The 23,016-nt window shown below is 36.5% G+C and carries 25 protein-coding genes; 20 read left to right on the top strand and 5 right to left on the bottom strand.

Annotated elements, in window-relative coordinates; all coding sequences use genetic code 11:
* Positions 1 to 192 precede the first annotated feature (192 nt).
* The gene (locus tag ACERII_RS16020; protein ID WP_373643700.1) at positions 193 to 441 is read left to right on the top strand and encodes a hypothetical protein; all 249 of its coding nucleotides are present in this window, start codon (positions 193 to 195) and stop codon (positions 439 to 441) included.
* 15 nt (positions 442 to 456) lie between these two features.
* Here ACERII_RS16020 and ACERII_RS16015 read toward each other — a convergent pair whose 3' ends face one another.
* Positions 457 to 618 (bottom strand): sporulation histidine kinase inhibitor Sda, encoded by a 162-nt coding sequence (locus tag ACERII_RS16015; protein ID WP_373643699.1) that lies wholly within the window; start codon positions 616 to 618, stop codon positions 457 to 459.
* Positions 619 to 1,138: 520 nt separating this feature from the next.
* Here ACERII_RS16015 and yqeH point away from each other — a divergent pair.
* Genes yqeH through ACERII_RS15980 form a run of 7 tightly spaced genes read left to right on the top strand, consistent with a single transcriptional unit; the run spans position 1,139 to position 5,683 of the window.
* On the top strand, positions 1,139 to 2,260 hold the full coding sequence (yqeH, locus tag ACERII_RS16010; RefSeq protein ID WP_373643697.1) for a ribosome biogenesis GTPase YqeH: 1,122 nt from the start codon (positions 1,139 to 1,141) through the stop codon (positions 2,258 to 2,260).
* A gap of 18 nt (positions 2,261 to 2,278) precedes the next feature.
* On the top strand, positions 2,279 to 3,118 hold the full coding sequence (gene aroE, locus ACERII_RS16005; RefSeq protein WP_373643695.1) for a shikimate dehydrogenase: 840 nt from the start codon (positions 2,279 to 2,281) through the stop codon (positions 3,116 to 3,118).
* On the top strand, positions 3,118 to 3,408 hold the full coding sequence (yhbY, locus tag ACERII_RS16000) for a ribosome assembly RNA-binding protein YhbY (protein ID WP_373643693.1): 291 nt from the start codon (positions 3,118 to 3,120) through the stop codon (positions 3,406 to 3,408). The genes aroE and yhbY overlap by 1 nt, the downstream gene beginning before the upstream one ends.
* Positions 3,409 to 3,418: 10 nt before the next feature.
* A complete protein-coding gene (locus tag ACERII_RS15995; protein ID WP_373643691.1) occupies positions 3,419 to 3,994 on the top strand; it encodes a nicotinate-nucleotide adenylyltransferase in 576 nt (191 codons plus the stop codon).
* A complete protein-coding gene (yqeK, locus tag ACERII_RS15990; protein WP_373643689.1) occupies positions 3,987 to 4,559 on the top strand; it encodes a bis(5'-nucleosyl)-tetraphosphatase (symmetrical) YqeK in 573 nt (190 codons plus the stop codon). The genes ACERII_RS15995 and yqeK overlap by 8 nt, the downstream gene beginning before the upstream one ends.
* A 7-nt stretch (positions 4,560 to 4,566) precedes the next feature.
* Complete coding sequence (rsfS, locus tag ACERII_RS15985; RefSeq protein ID WP_373643687.1) at positions 4,567 to 4,923, top strand: ribosome silencing factor; 357 nt, start codon at positions 4,567 to 4,569, stop codon at positions 4,921 to 4,923.
* 28 nt (positions 4,924 to 4,951) lie between these two features.
* Positions 4,952 to 5,683 (top strand): class I SAM-dependent DNA methyltransferase, encoded by a 732-nt coding sequence (locus ACERII_RS15980; RefSeq protein WP_373643685.1) that lies wholly within the window; start codon positions 4,952 to 4,954, stop codon positions 5,681 to 5,683.
* A gap of 82 nt (positions 5,684 to 5,765) precedes the next feature.
* Here ACERII_RS15980 and comER read toward each other — a convergent pair whose 3' ends face one another.
* Complete coding sequence (comER, locus tag ACERII_RS15975) at positions 5,766 to 6,614, bottom strand: late competence protein ComER (protein ID WP_373643683.1); 849 nt, start codon at positions 6,612 to 6,614, stop codon at positions 5,766 to 5,768.
* A gap of 128 nt (positions 6,615 to 6,742) precedes the next feature.
* Here comER and ACERII_RS15970 point away from each other — a divergent pair, with 128 nt between their 5' ends.
* From ACERII_RS15970 to ACERII_RS15960, 3 genes are all read left to right on the top strand, one after another.
* Positions 6,743 to 7,378: a helix-hairpin-helix domain-containing protein gene (locus tag ACERII_RS15970; RefSeq protein WP_373643681.1), complete on the top strand. Its 636-nt coding sequence runs from the start codon at positions 6,743 to 6,745 to the stop codon at positions 7,376 to 7,378.
* 414 nt (positions 7,379 to 7,792) lie between these two features.
* Entirely contained in the window at positions 7,793 to 8,359 is a 567-nt protein-coding gene (locus tag ACERII_RS15965) for a ComE operon protein 2 (RefSeq protein WP_373643680.1), read from the top strand.
* Positions 8,360 to 8,460: 101 nt separating this feature from the next.
* A complete protein-coding gene (locus ACERII_RS15960) occupies positions 8,461 to 10,752 on the top strand; it encodes a DNA internalization-related competence protein ComEC/Rec2 (protein ID WP_373643678.1) in 2,292 nt (763 codons plus the stop codon).
* Positions 10,753 to 10,879: 127 nt separating this feature from the next.
* On the opposite strand, the gene ACERII_RS15955 is transcribed toward ACERII_RS15960, so the two are convergent.
* A complete protein-coding gene (locus tag ACERII_RS15955) occupies positions 10,880 to 11,017 on the bottom strand; it encodes a YqzM family protein (protein WP_373643677.1) in 138 nt (45 codons plus the stop codon).
* Between the two features lie 329 nt (positions 11,018 to 11,346).
* Between ACERII_RS15955 and holA the strand changes: the two genes are divergently transcribed.
* A complete protein-coding gene (gene holA, locus ACERII_RS15950) occupies positions 11,347 to 12,375 on the top strand; it encodes a DNA polymerase III subunit delta (RefSeq protein WP_373643676.1) in 1,029 nt (342 codons plus the stop codon).
* Positions 12,376 to 12,829: 454 nt separating this feature from the next.
* Here holA and ACERII_RS15945 read toward each other — a convergent pair whose 3' ends face one another.
* Positions 12,830 to 13,753 carry a nuclease-related domain-containing protein gene (locus ACERII_RS15945; RefSeq protein ID WP_373643674.1) on the bottom strand — a complete coding sequence of 308 codons (924 nt, stop codon included), beginning with the start codon at positions 13,751 to 13,753 and terminating at the stop codon, positions 12,830 to 12,832.
* A gap of 235 nt (positions 13,754 to 13,988) precedes the next feature.
* Positions 13,989 to 14,255: a 30S ribosomal protein S20 gene (gene rpsT, locus ACERII_RS15940; RefSeq protein WP_373643672.1), complete on the bottom strand. Its 267-nt coding sequence runs from the start codon at positions 14,253 to 14,255 to the stop codon at positions 13,989 to 13,991.
* Between the two features lie 178 nt (positions 14,256 to 14,433).
* On the opposite strand from rpsT, the gene gpr reads away from it, so the two are divergent.
* The 8 genes from gpr to grpE all read left to right on the top strand — a co-directional run bounded on the left by gpr (position 14,434) and on the right by grpE (position 22,994).
* The gene (gene gpr / locus ACERII_RS15935; protein ID WP_373643670.1) at positions 14,434 to 15,561 is read left to right on the top strand and encodes a GPR endopeptidase; all 1,128 of its coding nucleotides are present in this window, start codon (positions 14,434 to 14,436) and stop codon (positions 15,559 to 15,561) included.
* A gap of 275 nt (positions 15,562 to 15,836) precedes the next feature.
* Positions 15,837 to 17,036, top strand: coding sequence for a stage II sporulation protein P (locus tag ACERII_RS15930; RefSeq protein ID WP_373643668.1), 1,200 nt, complete (start codon positions 15,837 to 15,839; stop codon positions 17,034 to 17,036).
* Positions 17,036 to 17,437 carry a hypothetical protein gene (locus tag ACERII_RS15925; protein WP_373643667.1) on the top strand — a complete coding sequence of 134 codons (402 nt, stop codon included), beginning with the start codon at positions 17,036 to 17,038 and terminating at the stop codon, positions 17,435 to 17,437. The genes ACERII_RS15930 and ACERII_RS15925 overlap by 1 nt, the downstream gene beginning before the upstream one ends.
* A gap of 248 nt (positions 17,438 to 17,685) precedes the next feature.
* The gene (lepA, locus tag ACERII_RS15920) at positions 17,686 to 19,512 is read left to right on the top strand and encodes a translation elongation factor 4 (RefSeq protein ID WP_373643665.1); all 1,827 of its coding nucleotides are present in this window, start codon (positions 17,686 to 17,688) and stop codon (positions 19,510 to 19,512) included.
* 60 nt (positions 19,513 to 19,572) lie between these two features.
* Entirely contained in the window at positions 19,573 to 20,715 is a 1,143-nt protein-coding gene (gene hemW, locus ACERII_RS15915) for a radical SAM family heme chaperone HemW (protein ID WP_373643663.1), read from the top strand.
* Between the two features lie 20 nt (positions 20,716 to 20,735).
* Entirely contained in the window at positions 20,736 to 20,942 is a 207-nt protein-coding gene (locus ACERII_RS15910) for a hypothetical protein (RefSeq protein WP_373643661.1), read from the top strand.
* A gap of 215 nt (positions 20,943 to 21,157) precedes the next feature.
* Positions 21,158 to 22,186: a heat-inducible transcriptional repressor HrcA gene (gene hrcA, locus ACERII_RS15905; RefSeq protein WP_373643659.1), complete on the top strand. Its 1,029-nt coding sequence runs from the start codon at positions 21,158 to 21,160 to the stop codon at positions 22,184 to 22,186.
* A gap of 244 nt (positions 22,187 to 22,430) precedes the next feature.
* Entirely contained in the window at positions 22,431 to 22,994 is a 564-nt protein-coding gene (gene grpE, locus ACERII_RS15900; protein WP_373643658.1) for a nucleotide exchange factor GrpE, read from the top strand.
* The last annotated feature ends 22 nt before the right edge of the window (positions 22,995 to 23,016 follow it).

The raw sequence follows: 23,016 nt of genomic DNA, 5'->3' as shown, positions 1-23,016 counted from the left end.
CCCGATTAAAAAGTAAAAAGCACTTTTTATCGTCCAGAACATTTGCATTTCGGTCCTGAGAGGGCGCCTTGCGCTTTTTTTATAAGGTAATGTTGTCAAACACTAAATTCGGTATTATTAAGAGAAAAAATATAGTTAGTAGTATAAAAAAAAGAAAACCGTATCATCCTTATAGTAAAGGTGGTGATACGGTTGAAAAATAATAAATTCAGTTATTCCATTTCGTTAACTATATTTGTAGCTATCTTAGCAGTTGCTATTCCTTTCCACTTAGATGCTACAAACAATATTGTAGATAAACAAACGATCAATGAAGATATTGGTGGTTTTTTCGTAGATGAAAATGGTGTAAGAGATAAACGTTTCAGTCCGAGACAATACATTCAACACAACCAACAAGAAGAGAGACAACTCAATAGAATAGATGGTATGGAAGAATAAAGAAATGATAAAATCTTATTTCACCGTACTGTGGTTCTCCAGATTCACTTGTCTTCGGTTAATTTCTTGTTGTATTAACGAAATAAAATCCTCACTCAAATTAAGCTCTCTAGCTTTTTCATATGTTTCTAGTAACAAAGAATCCGACAAATATTTCATAGCTCCTTGCCGCCCCATGGCAGCTCCACCTCCTCATGTTTTTCCGCTGTCAAATAGAGGTTAATCAATCAAATCCCAAAAAGCGGTCTATCATCGGAACCACGTAAATTAATTTTACTGTGGTAATTTTTTCGATGTTTATTGCGCTTCTTCTTCATGTGTTGAATTGATAATATCACGTTCTAAAAAGCTTCTCAACGCCTGACTTGTCCACACATTTCGGTGGATAAGCTGTGGATACCTTGTACATAAAGGTAGAAAATGTAAGTGGTATATAGGTGGATATGTGTATAATGTTATCCACAATTGTTTGTGCTTGTAGGAAAATGTCGAAAAGTTTTTAACATATTTTTAAAATTATTAGAGTAAGGACGTGCAGTCTTGAAAATAATTTCGCTTCTACGTTGAAACTTTTATTTAGTTGGATGTATGATAGAGGAATATCTTACCTGTTTTGTAATAGAGGAAGAGCAAATATGGGAGACTATTAGTTAGTATCAAATCAATAAGTTGTACTTAGAAAGCGGGGTATGAAAAGGTGGAAGAAGCAAATAACCCATCAGTAATCTGTTCTGGTTGTGGTATTAAAATACAGACGGAGGACCAAAAATCTATTGGTTATACTCCAAAGTCAGCGTTAGAAAGAGAAGTTGTCATTTGTCAGAGATGTTATCGATTAAAGCATTATAATGAAGTTCAGGATGTATCCTTAACAGATGATGATTTTTTAAAAATTCTAAATGAGTTAGGTCAAAAAAATGCATTGATCGTAAAAATTGTAGATATTTTTGATTTTGATGGAAGTTGGTTACCGGGTTTACATCGATTTGTAGGCAAGAATCCTATTCTGTTAGTAGGAAATAAAGTGGATCTGTTGCCAAAATCAGTAAAGAGAACGAAACTCATTAATTGGATGAAGCTGCAAAGTAAAAACTATGGACTCCAAACGAAAGATGTTCACTTAATGAGTGCGGACACAGGTGAAGGTGTCCTTGAAGCTGCAAACCTTATTGAAACGTATCGAGGGAAACGAGACGTATATATAGTGGGATCTACGAATGTTGGGAAATCAACATTTATTAACCGCCTATTAAAAGAATTTGGTGCAGACGATGAGTTTATGATTACAACATCCAATATTCCAGGAACCACATTAGACATGATTGATGTACCATTAGATGACGGATCTTCTCTATTTGATACCCCAGGGATAATAAATCATCATCAAATGGCTCATTTATTAGATAAAAATGAATTAAAAATTATTTCTCCTCGTAAAGAGATCAAGCCAAAAGTATATCAACTAGATAGTGGTCAAACGTTATTCTTTGGTGGAATGGCAAGAGTGGATTTTGTACAAGGAGATAGCCAGTCTTTTGTTTGTTACTTTTCAAACGAATTAACTATACATCGAACAAAAATTGAAAAAGCTGATGATTTATTTGCAAATCATCAGGGGGAGCTTTTATCACCACCTATGAATAAGAATGTTGAACATTTTCCTGATTTAGTAATGCAAGAATGGAAGTTGAAGAAAGAAAAACAAGATATAGTCATATCAGGCTTAGGCTGGGTAACGATTCACGGAGAAGGAGCAACAATTCGTACCTATGCACCAAAAGGTGTTCATGTTAGTGTACGTTCTTCAATATTAGGGTAACAGGGAAGAGGGGAAAATATGAAAAAGATTATGGGTGTGATCGGGTATCCTATCAAACATTCTCTATCACCTCAGATGCACAGTGCTGTATACGATAAATTAAAGTTATCTATGGCATACCACGCTTTTGAAGTCCGTCCAGATCAATTAGAGATAGCAATACAAGGTGTACGGGGATTAGGACTACAGGGAGTGAATGTAACAATTCCTCATAAGGTCGAAGTAATGAACTACTTAGATGAAATAGATGGACTAGCCAAGGAAATAGGGGCAGTAAACACGATTGTTAACGTAAATGGGCGTCTAAAAGGTTATAATACTGATGGAGAAGGTTATTTACGCTCCTTGTTGGCTGCAATGAAGGAAGAACTTTCTAGCAAAAGTGTATTAATGATTGGTGCAGGAGGAGCTTCCAAAGCGGTCTCCTTAACATTAGCTAAGCATGGTGTGAAACAAATAGTTATCGCAAACCGCACATTAGCTAAGGCACAAGAACTGCAATCAAGTTGTTCAAGATTTGCTGCTTCATCCGCTATGACGATAGAAGAAGCTGAACAAAGGTTAGATGAATTTGATATTATTATAAATACTACTTCTATTGGCATGTTGCCTGAAATAGATGCGATACCAATATCGTTGCAACGACTAAAGAAAGGTGCTTTCGTAAGTGATCTAATCTATACTCCTGTACAAACGAAGTTTTTAAGGGAAGCAGAAGAAATGGGAGCCCCGACGTTAAATGGGGTAGATATGTTCGTTTATCAAGGGGCACTCGCGTTTGAGCATTGGACAAATATAGAAGCTCCAATAGATACAATGAGAAATGTAGTATTAAAGCATTTGAAGGGAGAAAAATAATGCTAACAAGTAAACAGAAAAAATTTCTAAAAAGCAAAGCTCACCATCTTAAACCGATTTTTCAAGTTGGTAAAGGGGGAGTGAATGAAAACTTAATAAAGCAAGTTGATGATGCGTTAGAGGCAAGAGAATTAATAAAAGTAAGTGTACTACAAAATTGCGATGAGGATCGTGAGGAGGTAGCAGAAGAAATATCACACGGAGCTAATGCAGAAGTTGTGCAACTGATAGGAAGTACCATTGTTCTTTACAAGGAATCTGAAAAGAGTAAGAAAATCGAATTGCCATAAGGGGGTAGGGATGAAACGTATCGGTATTTTAGGAGGTACGTTTGACCCACCACACATTGGGCATCTATTCATGGCAGAGGAAGCTAGACTTAAGGTGAAGTTAGATGAGGTGTGGTGGATGCCAAATCGGATTCCTCCCCATAAAGAAATTGTAAACAATACTAGTCAAGAAGACCGATTAGAAATGGTAAAAAAAATGGTGGCATTGCATGAAAGCTATTCTTTGTGTGAAATTGAGCTTCAACGGGAAGGGTTTTCTTACTCTACTGATACAATGGAACTTTTGACGAAGGAATTTCCAGATATACAATTTTTCTTTATCCTTGGTGAGGATAGTTTGCTGACATTGAACAGTTGGTATAAAAGTGAACGTCTCCAACAACTAGTTACCTTCATTGTCATTCGTCGCCCTGGATTTGAATCGGAGAAAGAGAGTTTTTCAGAGAATATTTTGATGGTAGAAGGTTCGACAGTGGATGTTTCATCTAGCTCTATTCGTGATTCTGTTCAGAGAGGTTTACTGAATCGATTTTTATTAACGAAGGATGTTTATGAGTTTATAAAGGAGCGTCAGTTGTATGGATGAAGCAAAAGCGCTTGCTGCAGTAGAAAAAAGTTTAAAGAGAAGAAGGTATGAACACACCCTGCGAGTTACAGAAGAAGCGGAAGTTCTAGCACGACGATTTCAAGTTGATATTTCGAAAGCTAGGTTGGCTGCTATTTTACACGATTATGCAAAATATCGTCCTGTGGAGGAAATGAGAAAAACGGTTCAATCAGAAGGTTTATCTCCTCTTTTATTACACTATGGTGATGAGATTTTACATTCATTTGTTGGGGCTTATTACGTTTCAACTGAATTAGGTGTTACCGATTTGGAGATTCTATCAGCTATAAGGTACCATACAACTGGAAGAGCAAACATGACGAAGTTAGAAAAAGTGGTTTTTCTTGCTGACTATATCGAACCTGGAAGAACCTTCTCTGGCGTGGAAGAAGTTCGGGAAGAAGCTAGATTGGACTTAGAGAAGGCTTGCTTATTGTCATTAAGAAATACCATTATGTTTTTGGTTAGTAAGCAACAATCTGTTTATCCTGAAACATTCGAAGCTTATAATGAATTAATTTTTGATATCAAAAGGAGGTCATGAGTTTTTTATGCAAAAAAATGACTTGTTAGATTTAGCGGTTAGGGCTGCAGATGATAAAAACGCAGCAAACATTGTTGTACTTAATATGGAGGGTATTTCGTTAATAGCGGATTATTTTGTGATTTGTCATGGTAATTCTGAAAAACAAGTAGAGGCTATTGCGAGAGGAGTAAAAGAAAAAGCTATTGAAAATGGATTAGAATTAAAACGGTTAGAAGGATTAGAGGAAAGTAGATGGGTATTAATCGATCTTAATCATGTTATCGTACATGTATTTCATAAAGATGAAAGACCGTATTATAATCTTGAAAAGCTATGGGGCGATGCTCCAACTCTATCTGTAGAGCAATTATTAAACACATAATGTTTGTTGGGTTAGGAGCAAATGTTTTATGAATGAACAGCATTTTGCATCTGTTTATGATGCATTAATGGAAGATGTTCCGTATAATCAATGGATGATTTATACGAAGAAATTCTTAAAGGAACGTTCCCGTATTCTTGATTTAGCATGTGGAACAGGTACACTTGCTATTCTTCTTCAAAAACAAGGTTATGTTGTACAAGGTGCAGATATTTCACAGCATATGTTAACAATAGCAGAAGAAAAAGTTAGAAACGAAAAAACGCTGATTCCATTATTTCAACAAGATATGAGAACGTTAGAAGGATTTCATGATCTAGACGGGGTTACTTTATTTTGTGATGGTTTAAACTATCTACGAGAAGAAGATGATGTGCAGGATACTTTTTCTCGTGTAGCTACTGCCTTACGAACTGGCGGTGTGTTTTTATTTGATGTACACACAACATATAAGATGGTGAATATCTTTTTGGATCAACTTTATGGAGAAAATGGGGAAGATATATCGTATTTGTGGTTTTGCTCTCCTGGAGAAGAAAAATTTAGTGTGGAGCACTCGTTAACTTTCTTCGTAAAACAAGCAAATGGTTCCTACGAACGTATGGACGAGGAGTTATATCAACGTACCTTTCCTCAAGAGTTCTATATTCATTGGCTTGAAAAAGCTGGGTTTCATGAGATTGAGGTAACCTCGGAATTTGGTGAAAGCACCCCTTCGGAAACCGATGAACGATTATTTTTTAAAGCGGTGAAAAAGTAAGCAGGAATTATTGAAGCTGTGGAAGAATATAAAGGGTATGGAATTAGATTGTATAATCTTTTCCATACCCTTTCTCAATTATTTAGTTACTATGATTTATTTTAGGGCTTTTATTTAACTGTTCGTGAATTAATCTACGATCCTCGTCGTACTTTTCGTGTGTTTTTACAAACATTTTATTAAATTGTTTACCGACCTCTGCACGCAATACATCTAACCCTACACCTGTTACTCCCCCTGGGACAGTCACTCTTTCACGTAACGTTTCCAAGGTGAAGTGCTTTTGTCTTAATAGCTCCCCATATCCGATGAGCATTGATTCCATAATGGTAGTTGCTTCCTCTTTTGATATCTCTGTTTCTTCCACAGCTGACTGTATCATCTGCTCTACAATAAAACTAATGAATGCAGGACCACAGCAGCCTATATCAGAAGCAACTCGAGTTATATTGTTGTCAATGATTTCGGGTCGAGAAATCTTCTTAACGAAGCTTAGAAAGCATTCCTTATCACTGTCTGAACATGTTTTTCCAAAGGTAACAAGAGAAGGGCCGTCTAAAGCACGGTTTACAATACTAGGTATAAAGCGTATCACTTTTGCATCTGTAGTATTTTCTAATTCTTCCACTAATAATGGGCTAGTAATAGAGATAAGGGTATGTTCTTTTGTAATACAATGCTTTACTTCTTCTAGCAATGGAATCATTTGAAGCGGTTTTACACATAAGAAAATGTAATCAACCTCTTTTACTAATGTTTTTACATCTTCGACAACATGTACTCCATCATATTGAGAAGCAATGTCATGTGCTTTTTTCAAAGTCCGGTTCGTTACATACACATTATTTGGGGCGATGGCCTTGGCATCGAGAAAGGATGAAATAAGAATATTACCCATGCTTCCCGTTCCAATGAAACCAATTTTCTTCATATCGCTCCCCCTCCTTATTTACTAATACTCCTATTTATTGTATGACGGTTAAAAAATGAATATGTTATTGGTCAACCTTATTTCTGTGCTTTACATGTCTACTATACTTTTTAAGAAAGAGTGATGTTATGTTTTTATGGAAACAAAAAGAAAAACTAATTATGATTGCTATAAGTGTTAGTTGTTTTTTCGTTGGGGGAGTAGCATTTCACTTTTATACTTCCTATAGTGAGACGAAACAAGATGCTGATGAATGGGAGGACCCATGGGATTTTGCAGGGGGAAGCGAGCAAGAAATGGAGGTTAACTCGGAGGACTCAGAAAACAATCTTCCCTATATTTTCGTAGATATTAAAGGAGAAGTGAATGTTCCAGGTATTTATGAAATGGTAGAGGGAGACCGGGTTTTTGCTGCAATTGAGAAGGCCGGAGGGATTACAGAAAATGGAGAACAAAGAGCGATTAATCTCGCAGAAAAGTGTTATGATGAAATGGTTATTTATGTTCCTCCGATTGTTGAGGGGGGAGAAGTCTATGAGATGGTATCTGTTTCATCATCCTCCTCTGGTGGGAAAATTGCAGTAAATAAAGCCACGGCTGATGAGTTAACTGCTATTCCAGGGATTGGTCCTTCAAAGGCCGCTGCTATTATTCAGTATAGGGAGGAAAATGGACCTTTTCAAAAGGAAGAAGACTTAACAAAGGTTCCTGGTATCGGAGAGAAAACGCTAGACAATATGAGAGAGTTTATTAAAGTACCATAATAAAAATATACGTTGAGGAAATTGAGAAATTTGTCTAAAATTAAGATATTACATATAGACTATGTTGTTTGATTTGTAGGACAAGGGAGTTTTGCACCATAGTGGATGAAGATACATTATATAGTATTTTAGTACCACTCATTTTTTATGGAATGAGCGCAAGTCAGCAAGACTCCTTGAAAAACGCATTTTTCTATGTGCGTTGTGGTTTCGAGAATGCATATTCAAAGTCCTGTGGGATGTAGAGTAGAAGGCTCGGCAACTCCCATAGGAAAGAGAGTAGGCTGAAACGAATGGAATAATTACCATCAAAGTTAGGCATAATAGATAAGTTAAACGCTATTACTAACGTGTATTTTCAGGGTATACTAACTAATTTTTTTCATAGTAGAAATATCATAGGGGGTATAGAAAATGGAACGAATATCATGGCACCAATATTTTATGGCACAAAGTCATTTACTAGCTTTACGGAGTACATGTTCAAGATTAATGGTAGGTGCAACAATCGTAAGAGATAAACGAATTATTGCAGGAGGATACAACGGAGCCATTTCAGGTGGGGTTCATTGTATAGATGAAGGTTGCTATGTAATCGATGATCATTGCGTGAGAACGATTCACGCGGAAGTGAATGCTATCTTACAATGTGCAAAATTTGGTGTAGCAACAGAGGGTGCTGAAATATATGTTACCCATTTTCCTTGTCTAAATTGCTGTAAAGCTTTAATACAGGCTGGTATTAAAAAAGTTTACTTTGCTGCAAATTATAAGAACCATCCTTACGCAGAAGAACTTTTTGGACAAGCTGGTGTAGAGTTTGAACAAGTAGAGTTAGAAGAAATGATCCTAGATGTAAATAATAAGGAAAAGCTTCGTTTTACGGCAGAACTTTTGTCACATTTAGAGTCTCTTGGATTAGAGCAGTCTGAATTAAAGCGCTTATCAGATACCGCGAATAAGCTTTATACTTCCTCGTAATATATGCCATGGAAGAGGGATTTATCCTCCCTCTCTTCCATTTTATCTTCCCGTATTTTTCCATAAAACTTAATAGTAAGTAATGGAGGTTGACCTTTCTAATGACACAGCGTTTGTATTGCTATGCGTTTTTATGTATTAGTGGTATTTTATTTGCAGTATTAGGTTTTACTTTTTGGAGCTTTGTGTTGCTATTTGTTGGTTGTTTCCCATTCGTTATATCAATAAAAAAGTGGAGGGATACAGCGAATATTTTAATAGCACTTTTATGTGTTTTCCTTTTTTACTTTTACACAGATTGGCATCTAGAGAAAAGTGCTACATCTTTTTTAGGAAGTGAAACTACTTTTCGAGGTGTCATTTCTAATGAACCATCTATTACGAACTCCATGCAATTTTCTTATGAGATCAATGTGATAGATCGAGAGGAGAAGTTACAGGTTTTTAGTAAAGTTGCATCAATGGTACCTACATATGGACAACTGTGCTGGTTTGAAGGGAAACTACAAAAGGCATCTTCTAATCGTAATCCTTATGGGTTTTCCTATGATGGTTATTTAAAAGAGATGGGCATTCATTGGATTCTTTCTACAAACGAGGTAACTTGTAATGACCAGATTGAAAAAAGCTTCAAGGGCTTGATGAGTGAAATAAGGGAAAAAGGGATTCGGACCCTAAACACTTCTATCGAACATAATGAGGCTCGCTCATTGATGATTGCACTAATATATGGGGATCGATCTTTTATAACCGAAGAACGAATTACTACCTATCAAAAACTCGGTGCATTACATTTATTAGCTGTTTCTGGTTTACATGTTGGAATGATTACTTTTTCCCTCTTTTTTCTACTATGTCGTGTTGGTTTAACAAGAGAAACTGCTGCAGTAATATTAATTTGTCTATTTCCATTTTACATTTTTCTTACTGGCGCAGCTCCTTCTGTTATACGAGCATCCCTAATGAGTATGCTTATTTTACTAGGAACAATCGTAATGAAAAGAAAATGGAATGGAGTGGATGTAATTGCTTGTATTTGTATTCTCCTGTTGTTTAACAATCCTCTTATCGTTTTTCATTTAGGGTTTCAACTTTCGTTTTTAACAAGCTTTGCTTTACTTGTATCCACTTCATTTTTTCATGAAAAGAATAAAATGTTACTAATGGTAAAGGTTACTCTTGTTGCACAATTATTCTCCTTGCCATTAACGTTATATCACTTTTATGAGGTATCACTCTTCACTCTCCCCATTAATGTATTGTTCATTCCATTTATATCCTTGTGGTTTTTACCGCTATCGTTTATTACCATGATTTTCTTTCTTATATTCCCCCCTTTAGGAAAAATAAGCCTCGCCCTGGCATCCTATAGCCTTCATATAGCTCATGAGATAATTGATTTTGTTGTTCAGTGGAAATGGGGAATGCTTGTCTTTGGTCAACCTTCAAATATGATGGTTTTTCTAATGTACATAATAATTATTGTCCTATTTCTTGCGTTTGAGAGGAAAAGCAAGCTTAGGATTGTAACCGTTTTTCTTTTATTTCTCTTGTTAGCAATACAAATGTTCTCCCCGTATTTTCGCAATTACGCTGTTATTACCATGCTTGATGTGGGTCAAGGGGATTCCATTGTGGTCGAGCTACCAAGGAGAAAAGGCGTTTATCTGATAGATACAGGTGGTATTGTAAGTTGGGATGGGAAGAAACAAGAAACTGTCATTGGACCAGGAAAAAGAGTAATAGAACCCTTCTTAAAAGGAAACGGTATCTATACCATTGATAAACTTATTTTAACTCATGGGCATATGGATCACGTTGGGGAAGTTTGTACAGTAGTAGATGAATTTATAATAAAAAAAGCATACTATCCAATAGCTTCAGAGTTTGATGATGAAACGAGAAAATCTCTTCAATGTATTTTTGATCAGAAGATACCTATTCAGTGGGCAAAGGAAGGGCAAAGGTGGCGAGAAGGTAGAGACAGGTTTGCCATCATTCATCCAAATAATGATGCCTGGGAAGGAAATAATCGATCTATCGTCCTCGTTGCATTAATTGAAGGAGTGTCTTTTTTATTTACTGGGGACTTAGAAGAGGAGGGGGAAAGGCGCATACTTGCGGATTATCCTACGCTATCATCAGACATTTTAAAGGTAGGGCATCACGGCAGTAAAACTTCTTCAAGTGAACCTTTTTTAACATTGCTACAACCTAAAATAGCACTAGTATCCGCTGGGCAAAATAATCGATACAATCATCCTCACAATGAGGTTTTAGATCTATTGGATGATTTAGGGATAGTTACCTATCGTACGGATTATGATGGGGGTATTCAGATTTTCACCAGTGATGGAAAAATGAGGATTGTGACAACCCTTCAAAGGGAATGAGAGAAACTGATTAATACATTTTTACTGTGGGTTTTGGAATTGAAAGAGGGAGTATTCAACGGTTTGGTTTTGTTTTAACCAAACTAATGAAAAACTCCCTTTAGCAACTACTTTCTTATGTAATTACTTATCTTGTTCCGAAAAATTCGATTACTTGAGCAATGATGAAGATTGTCATAAAAAAACCAAAAGAAACGACAAAGCCTACCCCACTATCGATAGCATCATTTCGAGTTGATTGAACTTCTTTTTCAAATTCATTCATCATAATCCCCCCATTCAATCATTTAGTATACGGTAATAGTGGAAAAAAATCCACAAAAAAGTGAAACGTTGATATGACGCTGTTTCGCGTTAGCTGTAAAGAGTTGTCACCTATAACTGACCGCTGCATAGGATATGATAACGAGTACAGAGAGTTATTAACTAAATAATGACGAACGGGATTATCGTCACTGCGAAGGATCCTAGGCACTTTGCAATGGCGTTTATCATAAATGGGGAGAAAGCATTTACTGTTTTTCTCCCCTTTTTCTATTTCTATGATAAACTACATAAGAGTAAAGTACAAATTAGTCAAAAGGGGTGTAAACCTTGGCTTACATAGATGTTATAAAACGAATAAAAAAAGGAGATATATCCTCCATCTATTTATTAGCTGGAACGGAACAATATTTAATTGAGGATACACTCCAAGCGATCATGAAACAAACCCTAACAGAGGATGAGGTGGAGTTTAACTTATCCAAATTAGATATGAAGGAACATTCTGTGGAAGTTGCAATTGAGGAAGCTTATACTTTTCCTTTTATGGGTGGGAAACGTGTGGTTATCTTAAAGGACGCTTATTTCTTTAGTACAGCGAAAGAATCGTCGAAAGTGGAGCACGATCTAAAGAAGTTGGAAAAATACTTAGAAGATCCAGCAGAGCAAACGGTTTTTATCATTCATGCTCCATATGATAAATTAGATGAAAGGAAAAAGATCGTTAAGCTTGCGAAAAAAAATGGTGAATTTCTTGATGGCTCTCCTTTGGAGGAGAAAGAGCTTCACCAGTGGGTTACAGAGCGATGTAAGGAGAATGGTGTATCTATTGAGTCTGATGCAATTGAGCTTCTTCTAGAGTTAACTAGTGCGGCTCTAATGGTGATGGCTTCGGAAACTAAGAAAATTGCCATTCACGTTGGAGAAAATGGTGTAATTACAAAGGATATTGTTGAATCATTAGTTCCGCGATCTCTTGAACAAAACATCTTTGCATTAGTGGAAGGTGTAGTAAAGCGAAATATCGATAAATCTTGGAAAATATATCTCGATTTAGTGAAACAAAAAGAAGAACCACTTAAAATTATTGCTCTTATGGTAAGACAGTTTCGGATTTTGTACCAAGTGAAACAAATGACGCAGCAAGGATATTCACAAAAGCAAATTGCGGGTCAATTAAAGCTTCATCCCTATGTTGTAAAGCTAGCAGCGACAGAAGTGCGTCAATTCGAGGATGACGAATTGCTTCATTTGTTGGATGAGCTTGCTACGATGGATTATCATATTAAAACAGGTCGCATTGAAAAAGGGTTAGCAGTAGAAATGTTCTTTTCAAAGCGGGCGAGAGTTAGGGTGTAGTGTTGGTATTGAGTATAAGATGGCGGGGGAAGCCAGGCAGTAGAGGATACTGCTGGGGCAATTTAATGCAAAAGTAAGCCAGTAGATAATTTCGAAAAAAATAATGGGGGAGCCAGGTAGATGAATCTGCCTGGTTTTTTGTGTTGGGTTGAAAGATTGAAGAGTGCTATTTAAGGAAGGAGGTGAAATGTCGCGAGAGGAGTGGTTCCGCGACATTTGAGGAAGAAGAAGGAGGTGAAATGTCGCGAGAGGAGCAGTTCCGCGACATTTGAGGAAGAAGAAGGAAGTGAAATGTCGCGAGAGAAGCAGTTCCGCGACATTTGAGGAAGAAGAAGGAAGTGAAATGTCGCGAGAGGAGTGGTTCCGCGACATTTGAGGAAGAAGAAGGAAGTAAAATGTCGCGAAGATTAATCCATGCTAGCGAAGGTGAGACAGGTTAATGAATAGACAATTATTATTCGTCAACGTAATATGATTGATTACCTTTTCGAATTAATTTGAAATGTTTTTTCAGTACTCTACTAATTCTTCTTGTACACTCAATAATTAAACACCACTCAAATACCAATTGAGTGGTAATTTTACAACTTGGGAATAAAAACATAATTTCTTTCACGTTTCTTACTATAGCTTTTTCTACCGTCTCCATAACGCCACAATCATTACATAAGATATATTGTTTATTTACACTAACAGAAAACAACTTACACTCACAACAAACTATCCCTCTACGTAACTTCTCATATTCATACTCAGGTATTTTGTTTGTAGACGATTTCGTTTTATGTAGGGATAACATTTTATGAGCTAATTGGTTGTGTTTTGGTTGTAACTTCGAGGGTGAATGTAGAAGCTGTTTTTGAAAACGTTGAAGCTGATTTGGGTAGATAATGGGAAGATCTTTATTGGCTTGGAGAAGGACAAATTCAGGGTTAACGAAGACCAGATAAGATTTAATTTGGAAAAGTAAATTATGCTGCTGAAAGAGTTGCCTTAACAATGTTTCACTCCGTTGGATTTGCATCAAGTGGTTTTTTGACTCGAGGTTTGGTTTCTTAAACCAATGACCGTTAGCATCAATATAATAATCCCCTTCTAGGTTTTTCACATCAAATACATAAATATTAGGTTGGGAGATAACGAAGGAGTCAATTTGAAATTCAGAGTGGTTAACCTCTAATAATAAATCGTTTAAAATTATATATTCTTCAGTCAATTGAGATAGCCAAAGATCAAATTGTTTTTCTCCAGCATAGCCTTTTCTCAGATTTTCTAAATATTTCTTTTCTTTTTCGGTAAAACTCATACGAACATGTAAATAATTGAGTACTTTTAATTGATATGGTTCAGTACGCTCTTTAAAAAAGTTGTTGCTCATAATCCACCACCAATCTTTGTTTTTTATCATAAATTCTCTTTCATGTTTCTATCTAGAATATAATACTACTTGGCACTATTTTACAATAAAAATAACCAAAATACCCCAAAAAAATATTTGGGGTAACATTTTCATGGTAAAAAAAGCAAATCAGGGAAACCATAACAAAATAACGTAATTAGCAACAACAAAAAAATAAAAAGGCATTCAACCTTTACAGTGAATGCCCATCTGCTTATGCAGATACTTCGTTCAATTTCTTTTGTAAGCTAGACTTTTGACGGTTTGCTGCGTTTTTATGGATAAGCCCTTTATTAGCCGCTTTGTCAATCTTTTTAGTTGCCACCAAGAATGCTTTTTTAGCAGCTTCTACGTCCTTGCTTTCCGCTTTTGCGTTGAAAGTTTTGATAGAAGTACGAAGATCTGATTTGAAAGCAGCATTCTGAGCGCGACGCTTCTCGCTAGTTTGAACACGTTTGATAGCAGATTTAATGTTTGCCATCCGTTTCACCTCCTTGATGCAACCTTAATACGTAATAACGTTTCATTTTTCGTGCAACAATAAGGATTGTACCAAAAGGAAATTTAAATTGCAATAGAAAATATTAAAGGTGTCAAGCTAAATTACTTGAAACGCAAAGAGGGCAATGAAATATAAACAAATAATTGAGGTGAGTTTCATGAGCGAAAAATTAGATTTGAGTATGTACCAAGTTCGGACAGATTTGGCTGTGGAAGCACATGAACTACTTGTTCAGCAAGAAGAAGCAAAACTTCAAGAAACACAGCAAGAGCGAACGACGATTGATGGTGTTGTTGTAAAGGAACAGGAGTTAGATGGAATCACAATCACGAAAGTTGACATTTCTGAAGAAGCTACCGAGCGTATTGGAAAAAAAGCAGGACAATACTTAACATTCGAAGCACAAGGAATCCGTCAAAAAGATACGGAGCTTCAAGATCGCGTATCAGAAGTATTTGCAAAAGAATTTAGCTCCTTTTTAACAGGTCTTGGCATTAGTAAGGATGCTCGCTGCCTCGTTGTCGGGTTAGGAAACTGGAATGTAACGCCAGATGCATTAGGTCCACTCGTTGTTGAAAATTTACTCATTACTAGTCATTTATTTGAACTTCAACCTGAAAATGTTCAGGATGGATTTCGGTCGGTTAGTGGTATAACTCCTGGAGTTATGGGAATCACAGGTATCGAAACAAGTGACATTATCAATGGTGTAGTGGAAAAAGTAAAACCAGATTTCATTATTGCGATAGATGCTCTCGCTTCAAGATCGATCGAAAGAGTGAATACAACGATTCAAATTTCTGATACTGGTATCCACCCTGGATCTGGTGTTGGGAATAAGAGGAAAGAGTTATCAAAGGAAGTACTTGGAATTCCTGTTATAGCCGTTGGGATTCCCACAGTAGTGGATGCAGTGTCCATAACGAGCGACACTATTGACTTTGTTTTGAAACATTTTGGACGAGAAATTCGCGACAAGAATTCACCTAAACGAGCGTTAGCTCCAGCGGGAATGACATTTGGAGAGAGACGAAAGCTTACTGAGGAGGACATGCCTGGAGACCAGGAGCGTCAACAGTATATGGGGATTGTTGGCGGGCTAGATGATAATGATAAAAGGCAGTTGATACAAGAGGTGTTAGCGCCATTAGGGCACAATATGATGGTAACACCAAAAGAAGTGGACGCATTTATTGAAGATATGGGTAATGTATTAGCGCAAGGTCTTAATGCTGCACTGCATGCAAATATAGACCAAGAAAATGTAGGAGCGTATACTCACTAGTTTGTTACATTATCGAAATGAAATATAATTGCATAAAAGGCTCCTTTCATAAAATATGAAAGGTACTGAAAAGTTGAATTTAACTTATCCGGTGCCCTTTAATAATTCTGTTTTTCTTATTGTACACAAAACTGTCACGGACCAGACCGGTGACAGTTTTGTGTACTTTTTTAGTTTTGGTTTTTTGAAATACATAAAAAAATGTTCTAGCTTGTCCTTTCCTATCATAACTATGTTCTATACATATTGTTTGCATCAGGAAAGGATGAAAGGGAATGAAAAAGCGTCCTATTCGGAATATAAGGCGGAAACCTAACATTAATAGAAAACCAAATTTAAGTAGGACAAGCTCAGTCATTCATAAAGGTATTTCCTCTATCTTATTAGGGGTATTATCTTTGTTTATTACAGTCTCTATATTAACTGCTTTCGGACCAGGATATTCATTATCCTTTGCATCCATAAATGAAGCCAGCAGAAATATTCCTAATGAAATGTTTGTAATGATGATGGGGATGGAAAATCAATACTATAAACAGTCTCTTCCAGAGGATTTTGAGCAGCCTTCTTTATCGTCGACTGTTTTTGAATTGGCAACAAGTATCGATCCAGGAGATCATCGAAGCTTATTAGGACGCGAGATACCTGGCTTCGCTTTATTTGACGGCAGAATTATTCTTGCTGGAGAAGGTGTTGATTATACGAATATGCCAATTGAATCCTCTCCTCCGATGGAAGTGTTGATGGCAGAGCGTGAGGCTGCCAATGAACGTTTAGATGAAATGGCAAGACTAAGAGAACAAATGTCAAAACGAGAGTCCTTAGACAATGTGGTGCACATTATTCACTCTCATAATCGGGAATCTTACTTTCCAGAATTAAAATTAGATGATACATCGGATGCAAACTTAGCCAATCATGGTTCCGTTAATATAACGTTAGTTGGAGAAAGATTGGGGATGGAACTAGCTAATTACGGGATAGGCTCTGTAGTAGACACTAGTGATATAAGTGGAGAATTAAACAATAGAGGCTGGCTGTATCGTGATTCTTACAGAATGTCCAGGGAGGTACTGCAGTCTGATATTGAAGAACATGGAGAATTTGATTTTTATTTTGACCTTCACCGAGACTCTCAGCCAAAAGAAAGAACAACAGTGGAAATACATGGAGAATACTACGCACGAATTTTATTTGTTTTAGGTAAGGGTAATCCGCAGCACGGTTACAATGAACAAGTAATGAAGGATTTACATCAACGTGTAGAGGAAAGTCATCCAGGGTTAAGTAGAGGTATTTTTGAACCAAGAGGAAGTGTAAACGGAGTCTACAACCAAGATATTTCACCAAACTCTATACTTATTGAATTTGGTGGTGTGGAAAACTCGTTAGAAGAGGTTTATCGCACAGTCGAAGTTTTTGCAGAAATTTTTAGTGATTATTATTGGGAACTTCAAATAGAGGGGGGAGAGTAATGGGGCATATATTGGGACGAGGCCTTATATTCTCAGCAATATTAATGTTTGGGTTTATATTAGGGATTGTATATTCCAACCATATTTCCGGAGATACTGATCATTTTTTTCAAAAAAAAGAAGATCAATCAGATACGGTAGTCAAAACTCCTTCCCCATTCGAAGGTTTAAAAAAACCAAAGGAAAATATAATTGACATGGAAGATGGAGATGGAGTTGTAATTTATAATCATAACGATCAATTAATAAGAGACGAATTAATTCAAGGTGTGGATGTTAAGCGAGATCTGTTAGATAAACAAACACAAGCGCCAGACAACAATTTTTTCTCTCAAATGGGTCTTAGAACAGCTGATGTTTTTGAAGGAGCATTTAAATCTCTCTTTTCTCTTGTAAAGTAACCAAATTAATCATGAAAGTTATAGCAGTCCGTACTAAGAAATTCTTAGTACGGACTCTCTTTTCATTTGGGGAAGACTAATAAAAGATTAAATATAAAAGAATGTTTGAAGATAACCCTAACTTATTGCTATAATAATTCTTAGTGTATTTCTCAGAAGTGTATAAATAAGATACAATAAGAACACGAAGTTTTTGGTAATGATATGTACCAAGCATTTCTTTTGAGAACAGTAGGAGTGAGAGCGAGATGAACCAGCAAGACCGTATTAAACGTAGAGACAAGATTCGTAATTTCTCTATCATAGCTCACATCGACCATGGGAAGTCTACCTTGGCTGATCGTATTTTAGAAAAAACAAGTGCGTTAACACAAAGGGAAATGAAGGATCAAATGCTTGACGCCATGGATTTAGAGCGCGAACGTGGAATTACGATTAAATTAAATGCTGTGCAGCTGAAGTATAAAGCAAAAGACGGAGAAGATTACATTTTTCATTTAATTGATACTCCTGGACATGTGGATTTCACGTATGAAGTATCAAGAAGTTTAGCAGCTTGTGAAGGGGCGTTATTAATTGTTGATGCTGCCCAAGGTATTGAAGCGCAAACGTTAGCTAATGTTTATTTAGCACTGGACAATGACTTAGAAATTATTCCAGTAATTAATAAAATTGACCTGCCTAGTGCAGAGCCAGAGAGAGTAAAGCAAGAGGTGGAAGATGTTATCGGGTTACCAATGGAAGATTGTGTTTTAGCCTCTGCTAAAAATGGAATTGGGATTGAAGAAATTCTAGAAGCTGTAGTGGAAAAAGTACCAGCTCCTCCAGGAGACCCAGAAGCACCACTGAAAGCAATGATTTTCGATTCCCTCTACGACCCTTATCGCGGTGTTATAGTGTACATTAGAATTGTAGAAGGTACGGTAAAACCAGGTGAAAAAGTTCGTATGATGGCAACTGGTAAGGAATTTGAAGTTCAAGAGCTAGGTGTATTTACTCCGAAACCAGATATTCGAGAAGAATTAACAGTTGGCGATGTTGGATTTATGGTAGCCTCTATCAAAAATGTAGGGGATACTCGAGTAGGGGATACGGTGACTAGCGCGACAAAACCAACTGCAGAGCCATTACCAGGTTATCGCCGCTTAAATCCAATGGTTTTCTGTGGACTGTATCCAGTAGATACAAATGACTATAATGATTTACGTGAAGCATTGGAGAAACTAGAATTAAATGATGCCGCTCTTCAATTTGAGCCAGAGACATCACAGGCATTAGGTTTTGGTTTCCGTTGCGGATTTTTAGGCTTACTTCACATGGAAATCATACAAGAGCGTATTGAACGCGAATTTAATATTGATCTTATTACCACGGCTCCGAGTGTTATCTACCAAGTACACATGACAGATGGTGAAATGATTAAAATTGATAATCCAGCAAATATGCCAGATCCCCAAAAGATTGAATATGTAGAAGAACCTTATGTAAAGGCGCAAGTTATGGTGCCCAACGATTATGTAGGGGCAGTAATGGAGCTTTGCCAGAAAAAACGTGGGGATTATCTAGATATGCAGTATATGGATGAAAATCGTGTCAATATTAAATACGAGTTACCTCTATCCGAAATTGTCTTTGATTTCTTTGATACTTTGAAATCAAGTACAAAGGGGTATGCTTCCTTTGATTACGAGTTAATTGGTTATAAAGAAAGTAAACTGGTAAAAATGGATATACTTCTGAATGCAGAGAAAATAGATGCGTTATCAATTATTGTACACCGTGACAGTGCATACCAACGTGGTAAAATAATCGTTGAAAAGCTTAAAGAACTTATTCCACGACAACAGTTTGAGGTGCCTATCCAAGCGAGTATTGGTCAAAAAATTATTGCTCGATCAACTATTAAAGCGATGAGAAAGAACGTACTAGCGAAATGTTATGGTGGAGATATTTCACGTAAACGTAAGCTTTTAGAGAAACAAAAAGAAGGTAAGAAACGTATGAAGAGTGTGGGAAGTGTAGAAGTACCACAAGAAGCGTTTATGTCCGTTCTCAGTATGGACGAGAGCAAGTAACTACTTAAGACCGCAGGCTACCTGCGGTCTTAAACATTTTCTAATTGGATGTGAAACAATATGGAACCTCGTGGCGTATATGTACATGTACCTTTTTGTGAGCAAATTTGTCATTACTGTGATTTTAATAAATTTTATCTAAAAAAACAGCCAGTAGATGAATACTTAGATTTATGTGATATTGAAATAAAGAATACGTTGCAGAAGTTTCCGACAAATGGAATCTCATCCATTTATGTAGGAGGGGGAACACCTACATCCTTATCTACGAAACAGTTGGAAAAATTATTATTTTCGATTAAACACTATTTTCCTATTCATCCGGAATACGAATGGACTGTTGAAGTAAATCCAGGAAGTGCTGATGAAGAGAAATTGAGAATGATGAAAGAAATAGGGGTAAATCGTTTAAGTATTGGGGCACAAACCTTCGACCCAATTCTTCTTAAAAAAATTGGGCGAGATCACCAAGCGCATGATGTAGAAAAAACGATACGAAAGGCTCGTGACATTGGAATTGAGAATATTTCTATTGACCTAATGTTTGGTCTGCCGGATCAAACAATAGAACAGTTCGTAGATACTTTGCATGAAGCAGTCTCGTTACCAATTGAGCATGTAAGTGCTTATTCTTTGAAAATTGAAGCAAAAACTATTTTCTATCATCAAATGCAAAAAGGAAATTTATCGTTACCTGGTGAGGATATGGAAGCTGAAATGTATGAAAGATTGAGAACTTATATGAATGATAATGGGTTTGAGCAATATGAAATTAGTAACTTTGGAAAAGAGGGGTACCAAAGTCAACATAATCTTACGTACTGGAATAATGAAAGCTATTACGGAATTGGAGCAGGTTCCCATAGCTATGTTGATGGTGTACGGAGAATAAACCATGGGCCACTACCAAAATACATGGATAGCGTCATAAAAACAGGCTTTCCATACCGAGAAGAACATCCAGTTCCCTTACATGAACAAATGGAAGAAGAAATGTTTATGGGACTAAGGAAAATAGAAGGTGTCTCTCTACCGAAATTTGAACAAAAGTATGAGGAAAAACTAACTGATGTATTTGCTATGGTAATTCCATCCTTGATTGAGAGGGGCTTAGTACACCTTGATGAATCAACCATTCGCTTAACAGAAAAGGGCCTACTACTAGGGAACGAAGTATTTGAAAAATTCTTGTTAGTTGATTGATTAAAGTGGAAACAAGAACTATGGAGAATGAAAATACGTCGAAAAGTATATTAGTACTCTTCTCTTTATATGGAATGAGAGCAAGTCCACGAACTCCAGTGGGAAGTAGAGTAGAGGCGAGACACCGTAGCGACGTAGTCGTGAAGGTGGCTCGGCAACTCCCCACAGGAAAGGAGTGGACTGGAGCGAATGGAATATTAATTAACAAAGTTAGTCAAACTAGATAAGTTTGACTACCATAAACCCATGTGTTGTTAGGATAGACATACTTATATCACTAGAAACTAAGCATCAAGTAGTACGTTTTTTCACGATATCAATATTGTTAAAAATTTATAAAAAATATTGATTTGTCTTCATTGACAAGAACAATCCTTCTTTGGTAAGTTATTATATAGATTTAGCACTCGACAACAGAGAGTGCTAACAGGAGGGGATGCAGATGCTGACAGAACGTCAATTACTCATACTTAATGCGATTATTGATGACTACATTACTCACGCAGAACCTGTTGGATCGAGAAGTGTATCCAAACGAGAAGACATTGATTATAGTCCTGCTACCATTAGGAACGAAATGTCTGATTTAGAAGAATTAGGTTTCCTGGAGAAGCCACATAGTTCAGCCGGGAGAATACCATCTCAAAAAGGATATCGTTACTATGTAGACCATCTCTTATCTCCAAAACAACTTACGAAGAAGGAGATTCAAGGAATACAATCGGTGTTTCGTGATAGATTCAGTGAGGTGGAACAAGTTATTCAACAATCAGCGAAGATCCTTTCCAACCTAACTAGTTACACATCCATTGTGTTAGGTCCAGAAGTTTTTGAATCAACCTTAAAACAAATTCAAATAATACCTATATCCAATGAGTCAGCTGTTGCTATTATCGTTACAGATACTGGTCATGTGGAAAACCAGACAGTTCCTTTGCCAAAAGGATTAAATGTAGACGAACTTGAGAAAGTGGTTAACATTTTAAATGAAAAACTAAAAGGTGTTCCTCTTATTCACTTACGTCATAAGTTAACATCAGAAATTAGTAAAGTATTTGAGAAATATATTGATCAGTACGATGCAATGATTACCTTGTTACATCAAACATTTTTATCTCAGCAAAACGAGAAAGTGTTTTTTGGTGGCAAAACAAATATTCTTGCACAACCTGAATTTCATGATGTGGAACGAGTTCGTAGACTTTTTAATATATTTGAAGAAGATGCACTAGTTTCTAAACTATTTCGTTCCGATTTTCAAGGTATAACGGTGAAAATAGGGCAGGAAAATCGTTTTGAACCATTTGATGACTGTACTGTGGTAACAGCAACTTATTCGGTTGACGGAAAGCATATGGGAACAGTAGGTATCTTGGGCCCCACTAGAATGGAATATCCACGTGTAATTGGTATTTTGGATTACCTTTCGAAAGATTTGTCGAAACTATTATCAACTCGGTATCAAAAGTAAATACTAACAACGAGTGTGTATTGTTTGACAAATGAATATACACACTTTATATTCCATGTTTAGACTAGAAAAATTCACGACTCTTTTTCATTAACATTGTTTCTTAATTTAAAAGAGATGATCTTTAAGATTCTATATTTAATAAGTGTGAATTTTTAATTGTTATCTAGCTCCAGCGCCTACTCGCTCGCGAGCAAGGCGCGTAGCCTTATGTTAATTTATTGTTTTTTCTAAGGAGGTGAAAGTGGTGGAAAAGGAAAATAATGTAAAAGAAGAACAACAAGAACTAGTAGAAGAAGTAGAAAATATGGAAACACAGAATGATACCGTAAACGAGGGCGCTATGGAAGGTGAAGAAGTTTCCCATGATGTAGAGCTTGAGCAAAAGCTTGAAGAAACAACAAATCGTCTACTAAGAATTCAAGCTGACTATGAAAACTTCCGCCGTCGTACTAGAATGGAAAAAGAAGCGGATGCTAAATATAGATCACAAAGACTAGCTGAAGAGTTATTGCCTGCAATGGATAATTTTGAACGGGCACTAATGATTCAACCAGAATCAGAAGAGACAAAAAATTTGTTGCAAGGTGTCGAAATGGTGTACCGACAGTTAAAAGAAGGTTTATCAAAAGAAGGTATTGAGCCAATAGAAACAGTAGGTCAGCCTTTTGACCCACACCTTCATCAAGCAGTTATGCAAGTAGAAACTGATGAATTTGATAAAAATGTTGTAGTAGAAGAACTTCAAAAAGGATATAAACTGAAAGACCGAGTTATCAGACCTGCAATGGTTAAAGTAAACGGATAAAATTACATATGGAAAATGAATG

Source organism: Evansella sp. AB-rgal1 (genome assembly GCF_041820985.1).
GTDB lineage: Bacteria > Bacillota > Bacilli > Bacillales > Salisediminibacteriaceae > Evansella.
This window is presented reverse-complemented; position numbering and strand designations above follow the sequence as displayed.

Coding starts and splice junctions, on each gene's coding strand:
- hemW (WP_373643663.1), top strand. CDS start 19,573: ATGGAACCTCGTGGCGTATATGTACATGTACCTTTTTGTGAGCAAATT.
- gpr (WP_373643670.1), top strand. CDS start 14,434: ATGAGCGAAAAATTAGATTTGAGTATGTACCAAGTTCGGACAGATTTG.
- ACERII_RS15910 (WP_373643661.1), top strand. CDS start 20,736: ATGGAGAATGAAAATACGTCGAAAAGTATATTAGTACTCTTCTCTTTA.
- ACERII_RS15980 (WP_373643685.1), top strand. CDS start 4,952: ATGAATGAACAGCATTTTGCATCTGTTTATGATGCATTAATGGAAGAT.
- comER (WP_373643683.1), bottom strand. CDS start 6,614: ATGAAGAAAATTGGTTTCATTGGAACGGGAAGCATGGGTAATATTCTT.
- aroE (WP_373643695.1), top strand. CDS start 2,279: ATGAAAAAGATTATGGGTGTGATCGGGTATCCTATCAAACATTCTCTA.
- ACERII_RS16015 (WP_373643699.1), bottom strand. CDS start 618: ATGGGGCGGCAAGGAGCTATGAAATATTTGTCGGATTCTTTGTTACTA.
- hrcA (WP_373643659.1), top strand. CDS start 21,158: ATGCTGACAGAACGTCAATTACTCATACTTAATGCGATTATTGATGAC.
- yqeK (WP_373643689.1), top strand. CDS start 3,987: ATGGATGAAGCAAAAGCGCTTGCTGCAGTAGAAAAAAGTTTAAAGAGA.
- ACERII_RS15925 (WP_373643667.1), top strand. CDS start 17,036: ATGGGGCATATATTGGGACGAGGCCTTATATTCTCAGCAATATTAATG.
- yhbY (WP_373643693.1), top strand. CDS start 3,118: ATGCTAACAAGTAAACAGAAAAAATTTCTAAAAAGCAAAGCTCACCAT.
- ACERII_RS15945 (WP_373643674.1), bottom strand. CDS start 13,753: ATGAGCAACAACTTTTTTAAAGAGCGTACTGAACCATATCAATTAAAA.
- rsfS (WP_373643687.1), top strand. CDS start 4,567: ATGCAAAAAAATGACTTGTTAGATTTAGCGGTTAGGGCTGCAGATGAT.
- ACERII_RS15960 (WP_373643678.1), top strand. CDS start 8,461: ATGACACAGCGTTTGTATTGCTATGCGTTTTTATGTATTAGTGGTATT.
- ACERII_RS15965 (WP_373643680.1), top strand. CDS start 7,793: ATGGAACGAATATCATGGCACCAATATTTTATGGCACAAAGTCATTTA.
- ACERII_RS15930 (WP_373643668.1), top strand. CDS start 15,837: ATGAAAAAGCGTCCTATTCGGAATATAAGGCGGAAACCTAACATTAAT.
- ACERII_RS15995 (WP_373643691.1), top strand. CDS start 3,419: ATGAAACGTATCGGTATTTTAGGAGGTACGTTTGACCCACCACACATT.
- ACERII_RS15970 (WP_373643681.1), top strand. CDS start 6,743: ATGTTTTTATGGAAACAAAAAGAAAAACTAATTATGATTGCTATAAGT.
- rpsT (WP_373643672.1), bottom strand. CDS start 14,255: ATGGCAAACATTAAATCTGCTATCAAACGTGTTCAAACTAGCGAGAAG.
- ACERII_RS15955 (WP_373643677.1), bottom strand. CDS start 11,017: ATGAATGAATTTGAAAAAGAAGTTCAATCAACTCGAAATGATGCTATC.
- lepA (WP_373643665.1), top strand. CDS start 17,686: ATGAACCAGCAAGACCGTATTAAACGTAGAGACAAGATTCGTAATTTC.